The following is a 21,136-nucleotide window of genomic DNA, read 5'->3' on the forward strand; positions in this document are numbered from 1 at the left end:
CGGGAAGTGGGACTACTGGGTGACGAGGGTGGTGTGGACCGGCGTATGGCCGGTGCTGAGATCCAGGACCGGGCAGTGCGCGTCCACCGCACGCTGCAATTCGGCATAGCGTTCGGCGGTCTCGGGCCCGCTGATGCGGACATTGACCCGGACCGCCTGGAATCCGGCGCGGACGTTGTCGTCGAGGCCGAAGAACCCGCGCACATCCAGATCGCCCTCGGCGTCGATGGCCAGCTCCTCGACCGCGATTCCCAGCCGCTGCGCCCAGAAGCGGTAGGTGACCACCTGGCAGGCGATCAACGAGGCGAGATACACCTCGACCGGGTTCGGTGCGGTGCCGTCACCGCCGAGCGCGGGCGGCTCGTCGACCCGAACCGTGTACTTGCCCAGCGTGATCGCGCTGCCCACGGTGCCCTCGGGTGTTCCCGAGGCCCGGAACACGACCTGGGCCTTGCCGGGATCCTCGGCGACGGCATGCGCGGTGGCGTCGACGATCGCATTCAACGACGTGTTCAGCTCGGTGGTCATGCCCCGTGACGGTAGGTCGTTCGCGCTGGGACGGCGAGGTTTACAGTCGCCTCGAGCTCAAACGAGCAACCGCTCAGCGCAATCTGCGCGGCCGGTCGTCGACGCTGCTCAGGCGGTAGCGGTGAGTGGTTTAGCACCCGGTCCCGGCGTGACCGTCACATCCTCACCCGTGGTCGCGAGGGTGTGGCCTTCGGTGCAGGTCAACGTCAATCGCACGGTTCCGCCGCAATCACGATGGTGGTAGTTCGTGGCGGGCCCGGCCTCGTCCGCGAGATGGGCATCGCCCCACTCGTGCAGCGCGGCCAGGATCGGGAACAGCTCACGTCCGGCCGCGGTGAGGTGATACTCGTGGCGTTCTCGCTGACCGGGCGCCTGATAGGGCTGCCGCACAAGCAATCCGGCCGCTACCAGGGAGTCGAGCCGCCGCGACAGTACGGCCGCGGAGACGTCGAGGTGCCGTTGCATCTGATCGAACCGGCGCAGACCGCGAAACACCTCGCGCAGCACGACGAGAACCCAAGGGCGACCGACGATTTCGGCCGTCCGCCCGACACTGCAATTGGAGGGATCCTGTTCGCTCCAGTCCATCCTCACACCGTACCTGACTTCCAATGAGAAAGTCAGGTACGCTCATCTGACTTCACAATCGAAAGTCAGGACGAGCAATGCCACTGGTTCGAATCTCCCTGCGCGACAACCTCGACCCCGCACACCAACGCGCCATCGCCGACGGCGTCCACAACGCCCTGGTCACCACCATCGGCATTCCACCCGGCGACCGCTTCCAGGTCATCGAACCGCGCCGCCCCGCCGACCTCGTCTTCGACCCCGACTACCTCGGCATCGAACGCCGCGACGTCATATTCCTCCAGATCACCCTGGTGCGCGGCCGCCCGCCCGAGCTCAAACAGCAGCTCTACCGAACGATCGCCGCCGAACTCTCGGCCATCGGCGTCCGCCCCGAGGACATCGTGATCACCCTGACCGAGAACGACCGCGCTGACTGGTCGATCGGCAACGGCCACGCCCAGCTACTGGACACGGAACTGCTTGCACGCCACGGAATCTCCCCGACCACCCCCGGTACGGACTGACTTCTCGACGCGCTGCCCGTCCAGCGTCGCCGGCGGGAACGATGACACACGTGGCGGACGGCGATGCTGTCCCTGGTCACTGACAATTTTTGCGCTGCGGAACCAGGTCACCAGTGCTGCCAATGCAGCATTTGCTCGCGCGGAACGCGGACCGCCGGTTTGAAGTCGGTGCCGATCGTGAAGGCGAGCGGCAGGAATGCGGCCAGCATGATGTCGTCATAGGGGACGCCGAGGATCGCGGACAGTTCGCGTTCCAAGGGTGCTTGGGCGGTGGTCCATACCGTGCCCAGGCCGCGTGCGCGGGCGGCGAGCATGAAGCTCCAGACGGCCGGGAGGATGGAACCCCAGGTGCCGGACTGGATTTCGACGGAGGAGCGATCGGTGCGGCCTTCTACCGCGGGGATGACGAAGGCCGGTACCCGGTGGATGTTGTCGGCCAGATAGCGCAGGCCGTCGAAGACGCGAGCGGTGCTGCCGGAATCGAAATGCATGCGGCGCAGGTCGTTTGCGGTGAGCGGCGCGGATTCGCCGATCGTGAGCGCGCGGCGGAAGATGTCGGCGACCTCGCGGCGCTGCGCGGCCTCGGTGATGGCGAGGAAGTGTCAGCGTTGCCGGTTGCGCCCGGTAGGAGCCTGCGTCGCGAGGTCGACGCATTCCTCGATGAGCCCGCGCGGGACCGGTCGGCTGAAGTCGAGGCGGCGGCGGACGGCGCGTGTGGTGGACAGCAACTCGTCCGGAGTGAGGTCGAGGGTCATGGCAGCTCCTGAAGCCCAGCGGTTTTCCCGTGATCGTCTGCCCGAAAATCATCTGTGCGCAGACGATTTGACCGTAGATCGCAATATCGTCTGCCGTCAAACAATCTGCCCACAGACGATTTGATAGAGTGGCCGGCAAGAACGAGGAGGACCATGCCGCCCGCCGAACCCAACTATTTCCCCGCACTCGCCGCCGAACGACCAGATATCGCCCTCTGCCGGGCATCCACCCTGGTGGCGCGCGCCGCGGAAACACACGCAGCCGCAACAGAATTGGGCGTCGGCCAGCATCTCGTCCTGAAGATGCTCGCCGAGGTAGGCGCCTGCTCACAACAAACCCTGAGCGCCGAACTACGGATCGACCGCAGCGTAATGGTCAACCTCTGCGACGACCTGGAGCGCTCGGGTTATGTACAACGCGAAAGGAATCCGCGCGACCGCCGCTCATACGCGGTGACCGTCACCGCGGCAGGGAAGCGCCGCTTGCGCACGGCCGAAGCCGCAGTCCCGTCCTTCCTGGACGAGACCTTCGCCGCACTCACCACCGACGAGCGGGCACAACTCACCACCCTCTTGGGCAAACTACTGTCGCCCGGATCGCGCTGATCGGTGAACCCGTTCAACAGGCTTGCACGGTCGCTTCGCGCAGCAGTGTGACGACGTCAGCGATATGGCCGTTGGTGTGCAGAGCGGTGAGCTGTCGGTGGGCACCGTTGCCGTCGCGCAGCACTTGGGCCAGGGAGTCGGTGACCAGTTCGGTCTCGCCGAGGTCGTCCAGGGCGGGCTGGAGGTGTGTGAGGAGGCGGGTGAGCATTTCCGGTGCTGCGATTACGCGTCGTTCGATGGGGTCGAGGGCGTTGCCGTCGAGGCCGAAGCGGGCGGCGTTCCAGTAGGCCGCGCGGAGTACCTCGTCTGGGATTGCGGGTGCGGGTTGGTTGTGTGCGAGGGATTCGAGGGCGGTGATGGCGGTGGCTCGGATCAGGGTGGTGAGCAGGGCCGTCTCGGCAACGGTGGCGGGTATGTCGCTGACGCGGATCTCCAGGGTCGGGAATGATTCGGAGGGGCGGATGTCCCAATACACCATTTTGCGGTCCAGGATGCAGCCGCTGGCGACCATCATCTCGACCATCGCGTCGTAGTCGGCCTCGGATTCGAAGTACGGGGGTGGTCCGGCGCTCGGCCAGCGGCGCCACAGTACGCTGCGCCAGCTGGCGTATCCGGTTTCGGTGCCGCGGTAGATCGGTGAGTTGGCGGTGAGGGCCAGGTAGGCCGGTAGCCAGGCGCGTACGTAGTTGCTGACCTGGAGGGCGGTTTCGCGGTCCGGCATGCCGACGTGGACGTGACATCCGCACAGGCCTTGTTCGTGGGCCAGCATGCCGAAGGTGTCGCTGATGCGGCGGTATCGAGGCGTGTTGGTGACTGGGAAATCCTGTGGCACCGTGGGTGGTATCGCCACGGCGAGCAGTTGGGCGTCGTTTTGCCGCGCGCATTCGGCGACGTCGCGGCGTAAGGAGCGCAACTCATCGAGCAGCTTCTCGATTTCCGTGTGGACGCTCGTGCTTGTTTCGACCTGGCATCGGGTCAATTCCAGCTGTAGCTCCACACCGGCGTCCGCGGCCGTTCGAGCTACCGCGGTGTTCTTGGCCACGGGCATTCCGGTACCCGGGTCGGTGAGCAGGAACTCCTCTTCGACACCCACCGTGACAGCGTGCGCATCCATACCGGGCGAAATGCCCTCAGCGGACCGTGGCAAACATCTGGTCACAAGATGTGGCGGACGACGACACGGGTGTCGGGGAAGAACGAAATGGCTGGGTTTGCTGGCTAGGCTTTCCGGATGAGCAGCTGGATCGTCGAGGGTAGCGCGGTCGACGATCAGGATGTGGTCCACCTGATCGTGGACATCCACAACAGTGGTGATTGGCGGCTGCGCTGCACCGGGATGCCGGCAATGCAGGAGCCGGCGCCCGGGCGGGCACGTTGCCTGCGGTGCGCGCTCAAGGCCGCCGAAGCGTTCCGGCTCGGGGAACAGCCGCTGCATGTGGTGAAAGAGTGGATGCGGGTGGACCATACGGCGTTTCCCCGGGCGGCGATGGCGCCTATGCCTGTGCCGCAACGTCGTTCGAGGTCGGCGGTAGCCGATGAACCGGACGGTAGCCCGAACGCCGAGCTGGTGCTCGATCTGACGGATCCGGACTTGCGCTACGTCATGACCGACGCATTGTCGAGGTGGGCGGCGTTGCAGCGCCGCAAGGCCCGCGCCGAACCGGACGAAGACCTGACCGATACTCGCAACCGTTGGGCGGATCTCGCCGACGCGGTCCGTATCCGTGCCGAAATCGTCGCCGACGGCGACTGATACGGGCACTGGGCCTTCGACCGTCAGAAATCGTCGGCGCAGCCGCAGGAACCCCCGGTTCGCAATTCAGCCGGGAGGCGGATGACCCCCGGCTGTGGTGTATCGCCTTCTATCTGTGCGAGAAGCAGATTCACTGCCAGCTCGCCCATCCGGCGGGTCGGTTGCACCATGGTGGTCAGTCCGGGCCGGGTGTACCGGGAGTATTCGATGCCGTCGAAAGCGATGACGGCCAGGTCGTCGGGGACACGCAGACCGGCGTCGTAGGCGGCGCGCAGCATGCCCATCGCTTGCAGATCGCTGGTGACGAATACAGCGGTCGGAGGCTGTGGCGTGTCGATCAATTCGGTGAGCGCGCGATATCCGGCAGCGCCGCCGAAGTCGGTGCGGACTATCGGCCCTTCGGGTAATCCGGCCGCCGCCAAAGCATTTCGATAACCCTGCACGCGTTCTTCGGCGGTGGAGACATGCGGCCCGCTCAGGCATGCGATACGCCGGTGACCGTGGCCGATCAGATGCCCCACGGCTTCCTCCGCACCGGCGACCGAATCGCAGAGCACATGGGCGCACCGTGCCGGGTCGATGATGCGGTCCAAGGCGACCAGCGTCATGCCCGCCTGCTCACAGGCATCGGCGATGCCGGTCTCCCAGGCCGAGGAAATAGCCAGCAGCCCTTCGACACGCCGGTCGATGAACGAGCGCACATACGCCTGTTCCCGATCCGGGTCCCCGGCGGCATTGCCCACGAACAGCGGATATCCCCGGGCGAACGCGGCCGCTTCGATCACCGCGGCGAGTTCGGCGAAGAACGGGTTCGCGCCGTCGGGTATGACCAGCCCGAGCGCGTGCCCCCGATTGGTGCGCAGGCTGCGCGCGGACACATTGGGCCGGTAGCCGAGTTCGGCGATGGCGGCTTCGATGCGCGCCCTGGTCGCGGGGGCGACCTGGCGTGGCCCGCCATTGAGCACGTAGCTGACCAGCGCGGGCGATGTGCCCGCCAGCCGGGCCACGTCGGCCCGTGTGACTGCCATCGAGTTGTCTCCTTGTCGCGCAACGTTTATCCAAGCATCGATCCCGCCGATGGACCGAATGGGCCTTGACAGAGCATGACCCACGTCACACACTACTGGTCAACTCGTGTTGATCAACACGAGTTGATACTACGGAACAGATGAGGTCGTTCACCGATGCACGCACGATTTCGCCGAGCGCTCATACCTTTTGCCCTGATCACTACGGTCGCTGCCCTGGCTACCGGTTGCGGCCGGGGCGCGGACTCCGAGGCCGGGGGCTTCAAGATCGCGATCGTCACCCGCAACTTCACCAATCCCTATTGGGCGGCCCTGCGCGACGGCGCGCTGGCCGAGGGCGACAAGCGCGGCGTGAAGGTCGTCGTGCAGGCCGGGCAGTCCGAGACCGATGCCGACGGCGAGAACGCCCAGATCTCCACCATGGCCGCACAGGGTTACGACTGCTTCGGCGTGGTGCCGGTGAACGGCACGAATGTCATCACGCCCTTGAGTGCGGTCGCGCGCAAGAACATTCCGATTCTCAACCTGGACACCCAGATCGATCCGAAAGCCTCCGCGGCGGCGGGCGTCTCGTACGCCAGCTTCATCGGCTCGGACAATCTCGATGCCGGCCGGATCGCCGGTCAGAAGATGCTGGAAGGTCTGGGCGGCAGTGGGAAAGTCGCGATCCTGCAAGGTATCGCCGGTGAACAGAACGGTATCAACCGCGATCAGGGCTTCACCGAGACCGTGGCCGGCAAGCTCGAGATCGTCCAGAAGGCACCCGCCGACTACGAGCAGGACAAGGGCCTGCAGGTGACCGAGGCGATCCTGCGCGCGCATCCCGACATCACCGGCATCTTCGCCGCCAACGACACCATGGGACTCGGTGCGGCACAGGCGATCAAGAACGCCGGCAAGTCGGGTCAGATCAAGGTGATCTCGGTCGACGGCATCCAGGCCGCGCTCGAAGCGGTCAAATCCGGCAGCCTTTACGGCACGGTGACCCAGTACCCGTACGCCGAAGGCCAGCTGGCCGTCCAGAGCTGCCTGGCGCGGCAGCAGGGCAAAGAGCTGCCCGCCCGCGTGGTCGCGCCGATCGCCTTCATCGGCAAAGACAATGTCGAACAGCAGATTTCGGCGTTCCCGCGCCCGATCGTCACCTTCGACAATCCGATCGAAGGGCTGCTGACGAAGTGATCGCCACCGCAGGCGGCGTCCCGGCCGCTCCCCGGGAACGCGCGGGTCGCACGGAGATCCTGTCCAGGATCGCGGAATACGCGGCGCCGCTGGCGTTGGTGGTGCTGTGGGTGGCGTTCTTCATCGCCACCCCGTACTTCCTGACGCTGGACAATATCGGCGATCTGCTGGTCGCTTCGACCATTCTGACCGTGCTGGCGCTGGGGCAGCAGTTCGCCATCACCGCCGGCGGGATCGACCTGTCGGTCGGGGCGAATCTGCCGTGGGCCGCAGCGCTTCTCGGGTACCTCACCACCCACGGGTATTCGCTGCCGGTCGGGATCGCCGCCGCGATTCTCGGCGGCCTGGCCGTCGGCGTGATCAACGGGGTGCTCGTCGGACGGTTCGGGATGACCGATTTCGTGGCGACCCTCGGCATGTTGAGCGTGCTCAGCGGCATCACCCTGCTGCTGACCCACGGCAATACCGCGGCCGTGAACTCGCGCTTCCTGCAACGACTCGCCCTCGACGGCGTCGGGCCGGTGCGCTGGTTCTGGCTGCTCGCGCTGCTGGCGGCCTTGGCAGCGGCGGGCATCATCTTCCGCACCCGGATCGGCACCCACCTGCTCGCGACCGGCGGCCGGCTGGAAGCCGCGCGCGATACCGGCATCGCGGTCAACCGGATTCGCTTGTTCGCCTATGCCATGTCCGGCCTGCTGTGCGGCATCGCGGGCGTGATGCTGGTGGCCCGCAACGGCGGCGCGGATCCCTCGCTGCAGACCACCTATCTGCTCAGCTCCATCGCGGCCGTGGTGCTCGGTGGCTCCTCGCTGGCGGGCGGTAAGGCATCGGTGCTCGGAACCGTGTGCGGCGCGGTACTTTTCACCTCGCTCGTCAACGGATTCACCATTCTCGGCATCTCGCAGTACTACCAGCCGGTCGCGGTCGGCGCGGTGCTGCTGCTCGCCGCAGGCATCTCCCGATTCCGAAAGTAGGTCAGGCCATGACGATTCCACTACTGGAGGCCCGGGATCTCACCAAGTCCTTCGATTCGGTGCGGGCCCTGTCCGGGGTGAGCCTGAGCATTCCGGAAGGCGAGGTCACGGCGCTGGTCGGCGACAACGGTGCGGGCAAGTCGACCCTGGTGCGGTGCCTCACCGGCGTGCAGTCACCCGATACCGGCCAGATTCTCTTCCGCGGCGAGCCGGTGCAGCTGCGCTCGCCGGAGCACGCCCGGCGCATGGGCATCGAGACCGTCTATCAGGATCTGGCGCTCATCGATGATCTGACGGTGTGGCAGAACCTGTTTCTCAACCGGGAGCTGGTCTATCCACTCGGTATCGTGCGCCGCCGGGCGATGATCGAGCGCAGCGGTGAGATCCTGCGCGATCTGGATGTGGATGTGCCGTCGGTGCGCACCACCGTGCGCAGGATGAGCGGTGGGCAGCGGCAGAGCATCGCCATCGCGCGCGCGGTGGCCTGGGGCAAGTCCATGGTGATCATGGACGAGCCGACCGCCGCGCTGGGTGTGCGGGAAACCGCCGCGGTGGAGCGGCTGGTGCGCGGGCTGCGGGAGCGGGGCGTCACCGTGCTCATCATCAGTCACGACCTCGGCCAGGTCATGCGGATCTGCGACAACGTGGTGGTGTTGCGGCGTGGCCGGACGGTGGCCGCGCAGCGTATCGACGAAGTGGATGGCGACCGGTTGGTCGCGCTGATCACCGGCGCCGCGCCCGGCAATCTCGACGCCGGTGTCGAGGCGGCCTCGTGAGTGTGGTCGTGCTCGGGTCGGTCAACCACGACGTGGTGTGCGAGGTGCCGCGGCTGCCCGGCCCGGGGGAGACGATCCTCGCGGCCGCGACGCGAACCAACCTGGGCGGCAAAGGGTCCAATCAGGCGGTGGCCGCGGCGAAGGCCGGCGCGTCGGTCGAGTTCGTGGCCAGGATCGGCGAGGATCCGGATCCATCGCTGCGGAAATCGCTGTGTGAGTACAGCGTCGGGCTCGAAGCGGTCGTGGAAGTCCCCGGCACTCGCACCGGGACCGCGTACATCACCGTCGCCGCCGGAGAGAACCAGATCGTCGTCGATCCCGGCGCGAACTTCCGGTGGGAGAGCGATGCCGAGCTCGACCGCTCCGTGGCCGCCGAGCAGATCGCGGCGGCCGAGGTCGTCGTGGCGCAACTGGAAGTGCCGATACGGGTGGTGCGGTGGGCCGCACGGCACGCGCGCCGGTTCATTCTCAATGCCGCGCCCGCCGTCGACCTGCCCGCCGATCTGCTGCGTCGATGTGATCCGTTGATAGTCAACGAATCAGAGCTGGCCGCGGTGACCGGCCACCCGATCACGACACCACAGGAAGCCTGCGTTCAAGCCCGCAACCTGTGCTTGAACGGTGTGCCCTCGGTGGTCGCCACCCTCGGTGCCGCCGGAGCCGTTTGGGTGCGTCGCGACGGCTCGTCGACCGTGTTCGCGGGATATCAGCCCGCGCCCCGCATCGAATCGGCCGATTCCACCGGCGCCGGAGACGCCTTCGCGGGCGCACTCGCCACCGTGCTCGCCGAAGGCGCCGACCTCCCCTCCGGGGTGGCTTTCGCGACCGCCGCTGCCGCGCTCGCGGTGCAGTCGCCCGGCACCCACGCCGCCTACCCCTCCCGCGACCAGATCATCGCCATGCTCCCAGCCGTTCCACCGGCTCGCGGCCTGGACTGATCTGCCCTACTCGCAAAGGATTTCGACAATTGCGTACCTCCGGAATCATTCACGCCGGACTCCTGTCCGCTCTCACCGCCCTGCGGCACACCGACCTCTTCGCGGTCAGCGATTCCGGTCTCCCGGTGCCTGTCGGCGTACCGGTCATCGATCTCGGAATCAGCTACGGATTGCCGCGATTCGAGCCGGTACTCGACGCCATACTGAGCGAGGTCACCGTAGAGGCGGCATGGGGCAGTCGCGAGGTGACCGATCACAACCCCGAGACCGCGACGCTGCTGAGTGAACGCCTGCCGATGGAGTTGCTCGATCACTCCGACTTCAAGGCTCGAATCGCCGACTGCCGCTTCGTGGTCCGTACCGGCGAGGCGCTGCCGTATGCGAACGTCCTTTTGCGCGCGGGAGTGCCCTGGCTGTGAGGCTTGGGACTGAATTGGTTTAGCGTGCAGCGTCTTTCGTGTGATCCGGGCAGCCTCAGTGCCTGTCCCGCGTAGCCTGATATGACTTAGTTCAGTGTCTGAACAAATGGAGATGCAGATGTTGACGCCGACCCCTGCGGACAAGTTCTCGTTCGGTTTGTGGACCGTGGGCTGGCGGGGGAGGGACCCGTTCGGTGAGGTCACCCGGCCCGAGCTGGACGCTGTGGAGGCAGTGCATCGGCTCGCTGAACTCGGGGCCTACGGCCTCAGCTTCCACGACGATGATCTGTTCCCGTTCGGGGCGTCCGCCGGTGAACGGCAGGGGCGTATCGACCGATTGCGTAAGGCGCTGGCCGACACCGGGATGGTGGTGCCGATGGTCACCACGAACCTGTTCACCCACCCGGTGTTCAAGGACGGCGGATTCACCAGCAACGACCGGGATGTGCGCCGGTTCGCACTGCGCAAGGTGCTGCGCAATGTCGAGCTGGCCGCCGAACTCGGTGCGCGAACCTACGTGCTGTGGGGCGGGCGCGAAGGCGCGGAATACGACAGCGCCAAGGATGTGCGCGCGGCACTGGACCGCTACCGCGAAAGCGTCGATCTGCTCACCGAATTCGTGGTCGATCGCGGCTACGACCTGCGGTTCGCGATCGAGCCCAAACCCAACGAGCCGCGCGGCGACATCCTGCTGCCGACCGTGGGCCATGCGCTCGCGTTCATCACCACCCTGGCCCATCCGGAGCTGGTGGGCGTCAATCCCGAAGTGGGACACGAGCAGATGGCGGGTTTGAACTTCGCCCACGGGATCGCGCAGGCGCTGTGGCAGGGCAAACTGTTCCACATCGACCTGAACGGCCAGCGCGGCATCAAATACGATCAGGACCTGGTGTTCGGGCACGGCGATCTGATGAATGCCTTCAGCCTGGTCGACCTGCTGGAGAACGGCGGCCCGGACGGCACGCCCGCCTACGACGGGCCCCGCCATTTCGACTACAAACCATCCCGGACCGAAGACCTTGCGGGCGTGTGGGATTCGGCCGCCGCGAACATGCGCACCTACCTGTTGTTGAAGGAGCGCGCCCACGCTTTTCGCGCGGACCCCGAAGTGCGACGGGCGCTGTCGCAGGCCGGAGTCGATGACCTGCGCACCCCGACACTCGCCGTGGGCGAGGGGTACGCGGAGTTGCTGGCCGATCCGGAAGCGGCCGATTTCGATCCGGACCGCGCCGGAGAACGTGGATACGGTTTCGTCCGGTTGAACCAGCTGGCACTGGAACATCTGCTGGGCGCACGGTGAGCCTGCCGACCGGGCCCGCACACCTGAGGCAGGTGCGCAGCGGAAACATGCAGGCGCTGCTGCTCGCCGTGCTCGACGGCCCGGCCTCGCGCGCCGAACTCGCCCAGCGCACGGGCCTGACCAAGGCCACGGTGGCCAGTCTGGTGGAACCACTACTGCGGCAACGGATCCTGACCGAGGATCCCGTGGTGAACACCGGTCGCGGGCGGCCGTCACGGCCCGTGCGATTCTCCGACACGGCTCCGGTGGCGATCGGCGCGGAGATCAACGTGCGCCATCTCGCTGTCAGCGTCCAGCGACTGGACGGGTCCACCGTGGCCGAGCGGCGCATCGAAATGGACAACCGCCATCGTGACGCCGACGACCTGATCGAACCACTGACCGCGCTGGTCCGTGCCGCCATCGCCGAATCGGGTGGGACATTGCTGGGTGTCGGGCTGGCCGTGCCCGGCATCGTGCAGGACGAGACAGTTGTGCACGCACCGAACATCCCCGGCCTCACCGGGGTTCGGCTGGGTGAGCACCTGGCCGCCGCGCTCGGCCTGCCCACCGTGCCGATGGACAACGAGGCCAATCTCGCCGCACTCGCGCACGTGTGGCCGCACCGCTCGGCCGGTGACGATTTCGTCTACGTTTCCGGCGATATCGGCATCGGCGCGGGAATCGTACTGGGCGGCAACCTGTTTCGCGGCCGCAGCGGCTTCGCCGGCGAACTCGGCCACGTCGTCATCGAACGCGGTGGCCGCCCCTGCCCCTGCGGCGGACACGGCTGCGTCGAGCAATACGCCGGCCTGCAAGCGATCTTCGCCGCCGCCGGCGCCCCCGGACTCCAAGCCCTGCACACCGCCTTGCGCCAGGGCGACAGCCGCACCCGATCCGCCGTCAACTGTGCCGGCTCGGCCCTGGGCACCGCCCTCACCTCCCTGATCAATATCTGCGATGTCGCCACCGTCGTACTCGGCGGCAGCTACGCAACCTTCTTCGACGACCTAGCCCCCGGCGTACGCGCCGAACTCGGCACCGGCGTCCTCGCCGCCGCCCGCCGCCCGGTCACACTCACCGCGTCCCCGCTCGGCCCCAGCGCGGCCGCGCGCGGCGCGGCGGCCCTCATCACCCGCCGCGCCTGCCACGAACCCGAACTCCTGCTGGCCACCGACATCGCTGGCCGATCCCGATTCCCCTGAGTCGCGGCACTACTCGTTCGATTCGATCATTCGGTCCGCCGCGGTCGCTGACCGGCGTGGTCGGCGCGGTCGCGGGTGGTGGCCATCAGCAGGGCGTAGAGGCCGCCGGCGACGAGGCTGCCTGAGAGCCAGGAGAAGTCGGTGTTGCCGAGGATTCGGGCGAGGGGGCCTTGCATGGCGGGGACCAGGCCGTATTGCCAACTCCAGCTGGCGATCAGCCCGGCGGCCAGGCTGAGCAGGCCGGGGATGTTGAAGCGGGCGTAGGCGGATGCGGTGGGGTCGCGGTAGAGGTCGGGGATGGACAGGGTGCGGCGGCGGATCAGGAAGTAGTCGACCAGCAGGATGGCCATCCAGGGGCTGATCCACATGAGGATGGAGACCATCCAATTGTCGAAGGCGTGGGCGAAGCTGTCGGAGTTGATGAAGATGGCGAGCACCAGGGCGGCGATCACGCCGGCGAAGAGGGTGATCTTCCAGCGTGCCACCCGGATTCCGATGGTCAGGGCCGCGAGCGAGCACGAGTAGAGGTTGAGGATATTGGTGGCGATCGGGCCGTGCATGATCAGCAGCAGCACCGGGATCGCCAGCGCGCCGAAGGTTCCGACGACCAGCGCGGAGGGGTCCGCGCTGCCGCCCGCACTGGCCAGGCAGGCGCCCAGCGCGGCCAGCCACACCGTGGGCACGTACATGCCGGCCGCGGAGGCCCAGAACACGGTGCGGGAGCGCAGTTGCGGGCGGGCGAAGCGGCTGTAGTCCGCGGCGTACGGGATCCAGGTCAGGCCCCAGCCGACGCCGATGGCGGTGATGAGTTGAGTAGCGGCGGTGAGCTTTTCGGCGGGGGTGTCGGCGGTGGCGGTCGACCAGTCCAGGTGGGTGCGCGCCAGGGCCACCACCGTCATCACCAGCATGACGGCGATGGTCAGCGGCACGGAGTACTTCTCGAACGCGCGGATCGCGTAGAAGCCGTACAGTGCCAGACCCAGCTGCACCCCCATGATGACCACCGCCACCAGGATTTTCAGGCCCAGTCCGCCGTGGATGCCGAGTTGGTCGAGGACGGCCAGTACGAGGTCGAGCACAACCCAGGTGTTCACGCCCACCCAGGCCATGGTGAGCAGTCCTTGGACCAGGGCGGGTAGTGCCGCGCCTCTGATGCCGAAGGCCGAGCGGCCCAGCACCATCTGATTGACGGCGGTGCGGTGGCCGATCACGTTGAACAGGCCGAAGACGGCGCAGCCGAACAGGTTTCCGATCACGACGACGAGCAGGGTCTCGAGCAGGCTGAGCCCGAGGGTGATGCCGAGCGCGCCCAGTACCCAGTTGAGCGGGGCGATATTGGCGCCGCACCAGATCCAGAACAGCTCCCAGGGCGAGCAGTCACGTTCCTGGTCGGGGATGGGCAGCACGCCGTGTTCGTCGAAGCGGACACCGGTCTCGGCCGGGGTGGTGACTTCGGCGGTGCCGGGCGGGTGGGAAGTGGACATAGCCGCGCTCCATTCGTAGTGAGGTACCTCATAAAAGCAGCGGAAATGCAGGGAGTGGGATGGTCATTCATCCACCAATGGCGGACTGTCGCTGTACATTCAGCTAGATGTTGACCATCTGCCGATTGGTGGCGGATCCCGCTCTCGGGCTGCGCGTGGTGACCCCGGAACTCGTCGAGGCGCTGGACGCGGAGATCCATTGGCTGCACACCACGGAGCTCGCCGATCCGTCACCGTATGTGCGCACGGGAGAACTGGTGCTGACCAACGGCCTGTGGCAATCGCAGGTCTCGTCGGATCGCTTCGTGGCCGCGGTGGCCCGGGCGGGTGCGGCCGGGCTGGTCTTCGGGCTCACGGCGCAAACTCCCGCCCTGCCCGAAGAGCTGGTGGCACTGTGTCTTTCGCACGGTCTGCCGCTGGTCGAATTGTGTATCGGCGTGCCGTTCGCGGCGCTCACCCGGGCTGCCGCACGGATCCAGAACGAGGTGCTGCAGGCCGAGCTGACCGCGACGGTACAGCGTGGGGACGCGCTGGCCACCGCGCTCTCGCGAGGCAGCGGCGCGGCGGGTGTGCTCGAAATCCTGCGTGGTGAAACGGAACTGCCGCTACTGGTGGTCGACCGCAAGGGCCGTCGGCTGGCCTCGATCGGCTGTGAGCCGACCGACGAGCAGGTGCGTTTGGCCGCGGCCGCGCTCAATCGCACCCCGCCGCCCCTGGAAGTGGATCTCCTCGGCAATGGCCCGGCGGCGCTGTACCTGGTGGAGGGCGCGATGGGGGAGATCGACGCCGGTCTGTACTGTCTCGAGCCCGCCGCGACGCTGGCCGTCGCCGACCGGGAAGCGCTCGCGCAGGCGGCGCGATTCCTGAGCCTGGAAGTCACGAAACAGCAGGCGGTGCATGCGATCGAAGCGCGTTTCGCCGCCGAATTGCTGGAGATGATCCTGTCCGGTCCGCGCAGCAGCGGGGAAGTGGTGCGGCGTTTGCGTGCCTACGGGGTACCGCCGGATCGGCCCTTGGGGGTGCTGGTGTCGGCGCCGGTGGCGGGATCGGGCGCGGATGCGCAGCCCGACGATATCGCGCACGCCGTCGGCGCGTTCTTCGCCGCGCACGGCATTCCGGCGTTCACCGCCGCGGGCAGCCGGGACGTGGTGTCGGTCTGCCTGTGGGAACGCTCGGCCGAGGAACTGACCCGCTTCGCTCGCGACCTGTCGGCCGAAACCGGCAGGCGCACGGCCACCGAACGGGTGGTGGTCGGTATCGGTGACATCGCCTCGGCGGCGGGACTACGTGATTCGCTGGTCCGTGCCCGCGAGGTCTGCCAGGTGCTACGTGCGCAACGGTCGCCCGACGTGGCGACCTTCGCCGACATCGCCACCTTCCGCATGCTGCTGGGCCTGCTCGACGACCAAGTGCGGCAACGCTTCTCGGACCAGGTGCTGGGCGCGGTCCGCGAGCACGACGCGCGGGCCCACACCGATCTGGAACACACCCTGCGGACCTTCCTGGCCCACGACGGCCAATGGGCGGTCACCGCGGCGGCCCTGCACGTTCACGTCAATACGCTGCGTAATCGCATGTCCCGCATCGCCGAACTGACCGGCCGCAATGTCGGCCGCCTCGAGGACACCATCGACCTGTATCTGGCGCTGGTGGCGGATTGACCGAGAGCTCCGCACCGTCGCCGGTGCGGAGCTCTCGTCATATTTTCTCAGTGCGGATAGACCGAGGCATCCACGTCGTAGGTCGGCAGGGGACGGTTGGGGGTGCCCTGGTCCTCGCGAGCCCACTGCGCCACCTCGCGGCAGCGCGCGAAGGTGACATCACCGCGATCCTGTGCGAACTCGATCAGGTTGCGCAGGGCCATCATTCGGCCGGGGCGGCCGGTGAGGAACGGGTGCATGCACACGTTGAACAGGCACCCGTAGTGGCGCATGCCGTCGAGTTCGGCGCGCCACATCTGCTCGACCTTGACCGGGGATTCGATGACCGAGCCGATCCGGGGTTCGGGCAGGTAGGCGTACTGCTCCCAGTCGTCGAGCGACCAGTGCACGGGCAGTTCCACGACCGGGCCGTGCGGGGTGTCGACGTGGTAGGGCCGGTCGTCGCCCATCAGCGAGGAATCGTAGACCAGGCCGAATTCGGTGAGCAGGGACAGGGTTTGGTGGCTGGCGCTCCACATGGCCGCGCGGTATCCGCTGATCTCGATGTCTTGTTTGGTGAAGACGTCGAGGGCGCGTTCGAAGTCGGCGCGTTCCTCCGCGGCCGAGAGCGTGGTGGGCGGGCGGTGGCTGTAGGAGTGGTGCGCCACCTCGTGCCCGCGTTCCACGATCGACGCGGCCAGGCCCGGGCGCTGTTCGGCGACCCAGCCGGGCACGAAGAACGTTGCGGGGACGCGCATTTCGTCGAGCAGGTCGAGAATGCGCGGCACCCCTACCTCCGGTCCGTACGCCTGATGCGACATCACCATCGGCTGGTCGGCGTAATGCCGTCCTTCGGCGAGGATGGGCGTCTCGGCGTCGACGTCGAAGGTCAGCGTCGCCACCGCCGCCGCGCCGCGAGTCCAGGTCGGTGCGCTCATTTGCCGCTGCGTTCGCGCCAGGCGGCGGCGCAGTCCAGGTTTGCCATGGGGTGCAGCATCTCATGATCGAATGCCGCCAGTTCGGTCCCGGCCGCGACCTTGCGGGGCAGGTCCGGGTTGGCGAGCGCGCCGGTGCCCAGCGACAGGATGTCGGCGTGCTCCCCGGTCAGCACGTCGGCGGCCTGCGACAGCTGGTGCATGCCGCCATTGGCGATGACCGGGCGGCCGGAGACCTCGCGGGCCAGCTTGGTGATGGTCGTACCGCTGGGCAAAGCGGCGGTCTCGAGGAAATTGCGGCCTTCGCTGGCGATGTGCAGGTAGGTCGCCTCGGTCAAGGCCGCGAAGATGATTCGCGCGTCCGCCTCGCCGCCGGGCCAGCGGTAGACGAAGTCGTTGACCTTGGTCTGCGACAGCCGGACGCCGACGGGATAGTCGCCGACGGCCTCGCGGATGGCGTGCAGCACCCGCGCGGTGAGCCGGATACGGTTCTCCACCGATCCGCCGTACTCGTCGGTGCGCTGATTGGTGTAGTCGGTGAGGAACTGATCGAGCAGATAACCGTTGGCGCCGTGGATCTCGACGCCGTCGAATCCGGCCGCGCGGGCGTTCCGGGCCGCGGCGACGAATCCAGCGATTACATCGTCGATATCGCGGGCGGTCATTTCGCGGGGCGCGTTCCAGGCGCCGCCGACGCCGCCGTAGTCGACCATCATTTCCCCGCGCGGGCGCACGGCGGACGGGCCGATGGTCTCGAATCCGCGCGCGTTGCCCTGGGAGATGGCTCCGGCGTGCATGAGCTGGGCGATGATCGGGGTGTCGGCCGCATGGACGGCGTCGACGATCGTGCGCCATCCGGCGATGTGCTCGTCGGTGACCAGACCGGGCTGGTTGAAATAGCCCTGACTGTGGGTGGCGTCGGGATGAATGCCCTCGCTGATGATCAGGCCGAATCCGCCGGTGGCATAGCCGCGGTAGTACTCGGCCATCTGCGCGGTCGGGGTGCCGTCGGGGGTGGCCGAGACCCGGGTCATGGGCGCGACCGCGAAACGGTTGCGCAGCGCCAGCGCGCCGAGGCCGGCCGGGGCGAGCGCGGGGTGGGTGAGTTCGGTGGTGGTCATCAGCGGTTCTCCTCGGGGGACTCTGGCAGGACGGTGAGTTGCAATGGCGTGGGCTTGGCCCCGTTGATGGGGTTGTGGTCTTGCGGGCAGGCCGAAACCACGATCAGGCAATCCATTTCGGCGCGGAAGGTGATGGCGTCGCCGGGCGCGGTGGGGGCTTCGAGCCAGGTCAGGGTCCCGTCGGCCGCGACCGGAATGCGCATGAAGACGTTGATCGGCTGCGGGATGAACGCGGGCGGAGCGTATCCGCGCTCGATCATGATCCGGTGCAGGTTGTCGGCGCAGCTGGCGTGGTGCGGATCGCCGTAGGCGGCATAGCGTTCCGGATCGCAGGCCGCGATCAGCATGTCGTGCAGGCCCGGAGAAGTGTCGGCGGCGTAGGTCAGGATCGGCCGGCGCCGGTTGGTCACGAACGCTTCGCCGAGTGCGGGAAACAGCCGCGCGGTGTGCGTGCGGGTGTGTGCGGCGCTGTGGTACTCGGTGAGATCGTGTGCGTTGTAGGCGAATACATCGCCCACCTGGCCGCCCTCGACGTCGGTGATCCGTAAATACTCCCCGGCCCGCACGGCCGTCAATCGGGCTCGCCCGGCCGGTACGGTGACCGGCTCCGAGTAGCTCAACGTTGTCATGGCTACCAGTCAACCGAATGTCCCGCACGTCAGGGAATGGATGAACACACAGCATTCGGCGATTGCGGTGGATGTTCCGACATGTCGGAGCGGGAATAGCCCTCGGTAGCGTCCTGTTCCATGACTACCGCTTCCGCTATGGCCTCGGCGCTTGCGGCGGGCGAGACGACCGCGACCGAGCTGGCCGGCCGCGCCATCGAGCGGGCGCGGCAACCGGATTCGGCCGCGGTGCTGATCACCGTCACCGCCGAGCGCGCCCGCTGGCAGGCCGATGCCGCCGACCGCCGACGTCTGCGCGGTGCCCGGCGCGGGCTGCTCGATGGTGTGCCGATCGTGTGGAAAGACCTCTTCGATCTACAGGGCACGGTGACGACCAAGGGTTCGGCCAGCCATCTGCACGACCAGCCTGCCGCCGTGGACAGCCGCTTGGTTCGGCGCGCCCACGACAGCGGTCTGGTCACCCTCGGCAAGACCAATTTGAGCGAATTCGCTTTCTCCGGGCTCGGAATCAACCTGTGCTTCGGCACTCCAACCAATCCCATCGACCCCGAACTGGTTCCCGGCGGCTCCTCCTCCGGCTCGGCGGTCGCGGTGGCCCGCGGCATCGTCCCGCTGGCAGTAGGCACCGACACCTCGGGATCGGTGCGCGTGCCCGCCGCCTTCTGCGGGATCATCGGATTCCGCGCCAGCCCAGGCAGATACGGTGTACACGACTTCGCACCGCTCTCACCGACACTCGACAGCATCGGCATCTTCGCCACCACCGTGCACGACATCCGCGAGCTCGACCGCGTCCTCGCGTCCCCTCGGGCCGTCGCCGCCACCCATTCCAGTCGATTCGTGATACCCGGCGGCGAATGGTCCGAAGACCTCGATTCCGTGGTAGCCGCCGACTTCAACGCCGCAGTCATCGCAATGCGTTGCGCCGGAGCCGATATCGAAGTCCGCGACCTCGACTCACTCCGAACCGCGCAGAAGCTCATGGACGACCACGGCACCATCGTCGGCGCCGAAGCCTACGCCCTGCATCGCCACCGCCTCGACTCCAGCCTGCCGATCGAACCGGCAACCCGCCGCCGACTCGAAAGCAACACGCACACAGCCGATTCCATCCCCGCCCTCTACACCGCGATGCCCACCCTGAGAGACGCATTCACCGCCGAACTCGATGGCGCGACCCTCCTGTGTCCCACCGTCCGCCACTCACCACCACGCCTGTCCCACCTATCCGACCCGGCCGCCTACGACAGCGCGAACGCCTCGACACTGCGCACCACCATGGCGCTCAGCTATCTGGGCACCTGCGGAATCACACTCCCCATCAGAACCTCGAACTCCGGCCCGGCATCGGGATTACTGCTGTCGCTGCCACTCGGATGCGACACCGACATACTCGCGCAGGCCAATTGGGTCGGCGACATCCTCGAGGCTTTGAACCCGTGTCGAACGCGGTGAGCCGGTCGACGCCGACGGTGTCGTTGACCTTCCGTGCCACCGCGCTCGGCAGCAGCGACGACGACCGCTGTGCCAGAGCGGCCAGCGGGGATCCGTGCGCTTCCATGCCGACCGCGTCGATCACCGAATCGGTGCCCCCCGCCCGGTGACATCCCGGATGATCGCGCCGAGGGGCCGGTCGAGTGTCGTGAGGTCGATGCACTCGATTCGACCGAGACCTTGCGATGGCCCTGCCATTCACGGCTTCCCGTCCAACCATGGCGCCAGCGCCTCGCCTCAGGAGTTCAGCGGACGATCCTCGGTCCAGTCCAGGAGCAGCCGGCGCTCCCGGAACAACCAGTCGCCACCGTCGCGCACGAAGATGTCCTGGTAGCGGATCTGCATGACGAATACCCGGGAACCGTCGTCGGTGTCGTAGACGTGCGAAGCGGTGCAGTAGGTTTCGCCCTGCACCACGTCGCCGTCGAACGTCAGCAGTTGATTGTCGACGACGTGGCGGGTCGCCCGGTAACGATCCAACGGCCGCATGGCCGCGGCGATGTTCGCACGGCCACGGACATCGGTGCGGGGCTTCTCCGGCCCCCACTCGACCACGAGCGCACCGTCCTCGGTGAACAGCCCGGCGAGATCGGTATCGCGCCGGCGGTCGGCGTAGGCGGCGTAGCGTTCCACCAGCTCGCGCAGCGCGAGGCGAGTGGGGACGTCGTTCATGGGTCAGCCTCCTCGATCGGGAACCGAGAGAATACGCCGAATCCGTTCGCGGACAACACCGTCGGTCCCGCCTGCCGGGCGAGCCGATACGGTGGATGCGTGCTGAACCCGCCGGATCGAACCTTCCCACCCGCACTCACCGCACTGTCCACGGTCGAGTTCCCCTACGACGAATCCTCCGGATCGATCGACTACGAACCCTACGGCGACTTCGACTCGGCCGCGGACACCACCGAGTGGCTGCGGGCCTGGACCGGCAACCAAGACCTCGACGGCGATGAGTTCCGGGTGTTCGCGCAAGACGGAACCGGCGGCCTGGTCACCCTCTGGCTGACCCGGGCCGGCCGCCCATTGACCGAACAGCCGGTGGTGTTCTTCGGGTCCGAGGGCCAGGTCGGCCCGGTCGCGAGCACCCTCGCCGATTTTCTCTGGCTGCTCGCCGGCGGCGTCGGCCCGATGGAGGCGGTCGAGTACGGTTCCGACACCGGCGTACCCCAGAAAGAATTGCGCGCCATCGCCGAAGCCCATTCAGGCATCCCCGCCCGGACGCCCGCCGAGATCCTGTCCGCCGCCCGTGCGGAGTTCCCCGATTTCGCCACGACCGTCGAATCCTGGTGCCGTTGACCG

At 67.3% G+C, this 21,136-nt stretch carries 24 protein-coding genes; 13 read left to right on the forward strand and 11 right to left on the reverse strand.

Annotated elements, in window-relative coordinates; translation table 11 throughout:
- Positions 1-12: 12 nt before the first annotated feature.
- Positions 13-528 carry an OsmC family protein gene (locus tag LTV02_RS08030; RefSeq protein WP_233039378.1) on the reverse strand — a complete coding sequence of 172 codons (516 nt, stop codon included), beginning with the start codon at positions 526-528 and terminating at the stop codon, positions 13-15.
- Positions 529-636: 108 nt separating this feature from the next.
- Positions 637-1,116: a winged helix-turn-helix transcriptional regulator gene (locus LTV02_RS08035; RefSeq protein WP_233039379.1), complete on the reverse strand. Its 480-nt coding sequence runs from the start codon at positions 1,114-1,116 to the stop codon at positions 637-639.
- A gap of 77 nt (positions 1,117-1,193) precedes the next feature.
- Here LTV02_RS08035 and LTV02_RS08040 point away from each other — a divergent pair, with 77 nt between their 5' ends.
- Positions 1,194-1,622, forward strand: coding sequence for a tautomerase family protein (locus LTV02_RS08040; protein ID WP_233039380.1), 429 nt, complete (start codon positions 1,194-1,196; stop codon positions 1,620-1,622).
- Between the two features lie 107 nt (positions 1,623-1,729).
- On the opposite strand, the gene LTV02_RS08045 is transcribed toward LTV02_RS08040, so the two are convergent.
- The gene (locus LTV02_RS08045; RefSeq protein ID WP_332909594.1) at positions 1,730-2,212 is read right to left on the reverse strand and encodes a nitroreductase family protein; all 483 of its coding nucleotides are present in this window, start codon (positions 2,210-2,212) and stop codon (positions 1,730-1,732) included.
- Between the two features lie 12 nt (positions 2,213-2,224).
- Positions 2,225-2,377 (reverse strand): nitroreductase family protein, encoded by a 153-nt coding sequence (locus tag LTV02_RS08050; RefSeq protein WP_233039381.1) that lies wholly within the window; start codon positions 2,375-2,377, stop codon positions 2,225-2,227.
- A 153-nt stretch (positions 2,378-2,530) separates the two neighbouring features.
- Between LTV02_RS08050 and LTV02_RS08055 the strand changes: the two genes are divergently transcribed.
- Entirely contained in the window at positions 2,531-2,983 is a 453-nt protein-coding gene (locus LTV02_RS08055; protein ID WP_233039382.1) for a MarR family winged helix-turn-helix transcriptional regulator, read from the forward strand.
- A 13-nt stretch (positions 2,984-2,996) separates the two neighbouring features.
- Here LTV02_RS08055 and LTV02_RS08060 read toward each other — a convergent pair whose 3' ends face one another.
- Complete coding sequence (locus tag LTV02_RS08060; RefSeq protein ID WP_233039383.1) at positions 2,997-4,097, reverse strand: carboxylate-amine ligase; 1,101 nt, start codon at positions 4,095-4,097, stop codon at positions 2,997-2,999.
- A gap of 117 nt (positions 4,098-4,214) precedes the next feature.
- Here LTV02_RS08060 and LTV02_RS08065 point away from each other — a divergent pair, with 117 nt between their 5' ends.
- The gene (locus tag LTV02_RS08065; protein ID WP_233039384.1) at positions 4,215-4,736 is read left to right on the forward strand and encodes a hypothetical protein; all 522 of its coding nucleotides are present in this window, start codon (positions 4,215-4,217) and stop codon (positions 4,734-4,736) included.
- Positions 4,737-4,759: 23 nt separating this feature from the next.
- Here LTV02_RS08065 and LTV02_RS08070 read toward each other — a convergent pair whose 3' ends face one another.
- A complete protein-coding gene (locus tag LTV02_RS08070) occupies positions 4,760-5,764 on the reverse strand; it encodes a LacI family DNA-binding transcriptional regulator (RefSeq protein ID WP_233039385.1) in 1,005 nt (334 codons plus the stop codon).
- A 156-nt stretch (positions 5,765-5,920) separates the two neighbouring features.
- Between LTV02_RS08070 and LTV02_RS08075 the strand changes: the two genes are divergently transcribed.
- The 7 genes from LTV02_RS08075 to LTV02_RS08105 all read left to right on the forward strand — a co-directional run bounded on the left by LTV02_RS08075 (position 5,921) and on the right by LTV02_RS08105 (position 12,534).
- Positions 5,921-6,943 (forward strand): sugar ABC transporter substrate-binding protein, encoded by a 1,023-nt coding sequence (locus LTV02_RS08075; RefSeq protein WP_233039386.1) that lies wholly within the window; start codon positions 5,921-5,923, stop codon positions 6,941-6,943.
- Positions 6,940-7,917 carry an ABC transporter permease gene (locus tag LTV02_RS08080; protein ID WP_233039387.1) on the forward strand — a complete coding sequence of 326 codons (978 nt, stop codon included), beginning with the start codon at positions 6,940-6,942 and terminating at the stop codon, positions 7,915-7,917. Before LTV02_RS08075 ends, LTV02_RS08080 begins: the two co-directional genes overlap by 4 nt.
- Before the next feature lie 8 nt (positions 7,918-7,925).
- Positions 7,926-8,693, forward strand: a complete 768-nt coding sequence (locus LTV02_RS08085; protein WP_233039388.1) for an ATP-binding cassette domain-containing protein — start codon at positions 7,926-7,928, stop codon at positions 8,691-8,693.
- Positions 8,690-9,631, forward strand: coding sequence for a ribokinase (locus tag LTV02_RS08090; protein WP_233039389.1), 942 nt, complete (start codon positions 8,690-8,692; stop codon positions 9,629-9,631). Before LTV02_RS08085 ends, LTV02_RS08090 begins: the two co-directional genes overlap by 4 nt.
- 29 nt (positions 9,632-9,660) lie before the next feature.
- Positions 9,661-10,050: a D-ribose pyranase gene (gene rbsD, locus LTV02_RS08095; RefSeq protein ID WP_233039390.1), complete on the forward strand. Its 390-nt coding sequence runs from the start codon at positions 9,661-9,663 to the stop codon at positions 10,048-10,050.
- Between the two features lie 106 nt (positions 10,051-10,156).
- Positions 10,157-11,350, forward strand: a complete 1,194-nt coding sequence (gene xylA, locus LTV02_RS08100; RefSeq protein ID WP_233039391.1) for a xylose isomerase — start codon at positions 10,157-10,159, stop codon at positions 11,348-11,350.
- Positions 11,347-12,534, forward strand: a complete 1,188-nt coding sequence (locus LTV02_RS08105) for an ROK family protein (RefSeq protein ID WP_233039392.1) — start codon at positions 11,347-11,349, stop codon at positions 12,532-12,534. Before xylA ends, LTV02_RS08105 begins: the two co-directional genes overlap by 4 nt.
- A gap of 26 nt (positions 12,535-12,560) precedes the next feature.
- Here the strand turns inward: LTV02_RS08105 and LTV02_RS08110 are convergent, their stop codons facing one another.
- Positions 12,561-14,018 carry a cytosine permease gene (locus LTV02_RS08110; RefSeq protein WP_233039393.1) on the reverse strand — a complete coding sequence of 486 codons (1,458 nt, stop codon included), beginning with the start codon at positions 14,016-14,018 and terminating at the stop codon, positions 12,561-12,563.
- A gap of 107 nt (positions 14,019-14,125) precedes the next feature.
- Between LTV02_RS08110 and LTV02_RS08115 the strand changes: the two genes are divergently transcribed.
- Entirely contained in the window at positions 14,126-15,679 is a 1,554-nt protein-coding gene (locus tag LTV02_RS08115; protein WP_233039394.1) for a helix-turn-helix domain-containing protein, read from the forward strand.
- 47 nt (positions 15,680-15,726) lie between these two features.
- On the opposite strand, the gene LTV02_RS08120 is transcribed toward LTV02_RS08115, so the two are convergent.
- From LTV02_RS08120 to LTV02_RS08130, 3 genes are read right to left on the reverse strand one after another with little or no spacing between them, the layout of a single operon-like run.
- Positions 15,727-16,596: a polysaccharide deacetylase family protein gene (locus LTV02_RS08120; protein WP_233039395.1), complete on the reverse strand. Its 870-nt coding sequence runs from the start codon at positions 16,594-16,596 to the stop codon at positions 15,727-15,729.
- Positions 16,593-17,714 (reverse strand): NADH:flavin oxidoreductase, encoded by a 1,122-nt coding sequence (locus tag LTV02_RS08125; RefSeq protein ID WP_233039396.1) that lies wholly within the window; start codon positions 17,712-17,714, stop codon positions 16,593-16,595. The genes LTV02_RS08120 and LTV02_RS08125 overlap by 4 nt, the downstream gene beginning before the upstream one ends.
- On the reverse strand, positions 17,714-18,343 hold the full coding sequence (locus LTV02_RS08130; protein ID WP_233039397.1) for a DUF1989 domain-containing protein: 630 nt from the start codon (positions 18,341-18,343) through the stop codon (positions 17,714-17,716). Before LTV02_RS08130 ends, LTV02_RS08125 begins: the two co-directional genes overlap by 1 nt.
- Before the next feature lie 120 nt (positions 18,344-18,463).
- On the opposite strand from LTV02_RS08130, the gene LTV02_RS08135 reads away from it, so the two are divergent.
- Entirely contained in the window at positions 18,464-19,798 is a 1,335-nt protein-coding gene (locus tag LTV02_RS08135; protein ID WP_408639345.1) for an amidase family protein, read from the forward strand.
- A gap of 276 nt (positions 19,799-20,074) precedes the next feature.
- Here LTV02_RS08135 and LTV02_RS08145 read toward each other — a convergent pair whose 3' ends face one another.
- Positions 20,075-20,509, reverse strand: coding sequence for a nuclear transport factor 2 family protein (locus LTV02_RS08145; RefSeq protein WP_233039398.1), 435 nt, complete (start codon positions 20,507-20,509; stop codon positions 20,075-20,077).
- A 99-nt stretch (positions 20,510-20,608) separates the two neighbouring features.
- On the opposite strand from LTV02_RS08145, the gene LTV02_RS08150 reads away from it, so the two are divergent.
- The gene (locus tag LTV02_RS08150; RefSeq protein WP_233039399.1) at positions 20,609-21,133 is read left to right on the forward strand and encodes an SMI1/KNR4 family protein; all 525 of its coding nucleotides are present in this window, start codon (positions 20,609-20,611) and stop codon (positions 21,131-21,133) included.
- The last annotated feature ends 3 nt before the right edge of the window (positions 21,134-21,136 follow it).

It is taken from the genome of Nocardia yamanashiensis, from assembly GCF_021183565.1.
GTDB lineage: Bacteria > Actinomycetota > Actinomycetes > Mycobacteriales > Mycobacteriaceae > Nocardia > Nocardia yamanashiensis.

What these genes read in the sequence shown, in the direction of transcription:
- LTV02_RS08075 (WP_233039386.1), top strand. Translation starts at nt 5,921, where the DNA reads ATGCACGCACGATTTCGCCGAGCGCTCATACCTTTTGCCCTGATCACT.
- LTV02_RS08065 (WP_233039384.1), top strand. Translation starts at nt 4,215, where the DNA reads ATGAGCAGCTGGATCGTCGAGGGTAGCGCGGTCGACGATCAGGATGTG.
- LTV02_RS08055 (WP_233039382.1), top strand. Translation starts at nt 2,531, where the DNA reads ATGCCGCCCGCCGAACCCAACTATTTCCCCGCACTCGCCGCCGAACGA.
- LTV02_RS08125 (WP_233039396.1), bottom strand. Translation starts at nt 17,714, where the DNA reads ATGACCACCACCGAACTCACCCACCCCGCGCTCGCCCCGGCCGGCCTC.
- LTV02_RS08110 (WP_233039393.1), bottom strand. Translation starts at nt 14,018, where the DNA reads ATGTCCACTTCCCACCCGCCCGGCACCGCCGAAGTCACCACCCCGGCC.
- LTV02_RS08085 (WP_233039388.1), top strand. Translation starts at nt 7,926, where the DNA reads ATGACGATTCCACTACTGGAGGCCCGGGATCTCACCAAGTCCTTCGAT.
- LTV02_RS08120 (WP_233039395.1), bottom strand. Translation starts at nt 16,596, where the DNA reads ATGAGCGCACCGACCTGGACTCGCGGCGCGGCGGCGGTGGCGACGCTG.
- LTV02_RS08050 (WP_233039381.1), bottom strand. Translation starts at nt 2,377, where the DNA reads ATGACCCTCGACCTCACTCCGGACGAGTTGCTGTCCACCACACGCGCC.
- LTV02_RS08035 (WP_233039379.1), bottom strand. Translation starts at nt 1,116, where the DNA reads ATGGACTGGAGCGAACAGGATCCCTCCAATTGCAGTGTCGGGCGGACG.
- LTV02_RS08030 (WP_233039378.1), bottom strand. Translation starts at nt 528, where the DNA reads ATGACCACCGAGCTGAACACGTCGTTGAATGCGATCGTCGACGCCACC.
- xylA (WP_233039391.1), top strand. Translation starts at nt 10,157, where the DNA reads ATGGAGATGCAGATGTTGACGCCGACCCCTGCGGACAAGTTCTCGTTC.
- LTV02_RS08130 (WP_233039397.1), bottom strand. Translation starts at nt 18,343, where the DNA reads ATGACAACGTTGAGCTACTCGGAGCCGGTCACCGTACCGGCCGGGCGA.
- LTV02_RS08040 (WP_233039380.1), top strand. Translation starts at nt 1,194, where the DNA reads ATGCCACTGGTTCGAATCTCCCTGCGCGACAACCTCGACCCCGCACAC.
- LTV02_RS08135 (WP_408639345.1), top strand. Translation starts at nt 18,464, where the DNA reads ATGACTACCGCTTCCGCTATGGCCTCGGCGCTTGCGGCGGGCGAGACG.
- LTV02_RS08145 (WP_233039398.1), bottom strand. Translation starts at nt 20,509, where the DNA reads ATGAACGACGTCCCCACTCGCCTCGCGCTGCGCGAGCTGGTGGAACGC.
- LTV02_RS08115 (WP_233039394.1), top strand. Translation starts at nt 14,126, where the DNA reads ATGTTGACCATCTGCCGATTGGTGGCGGATCCCGCTCTCGGGCTGCGC.
- LTV02_RS08070 (WP_233039385.1), bottom strand. Translation starts at nt 5,764, where the DNA reads ATGGCAGTCACACGGGCCGACGTGGCCCGGCTGGCGGGCACATCGCCC.
- LTV02_RS08060 (WP_233039383.1), bottom strand. Translation starts at nt 4,097, where the DNA reads ATGGATGCGCACGCTGTCACGGTGGGTGTCGAAGAGGAGTTCCTGCTC.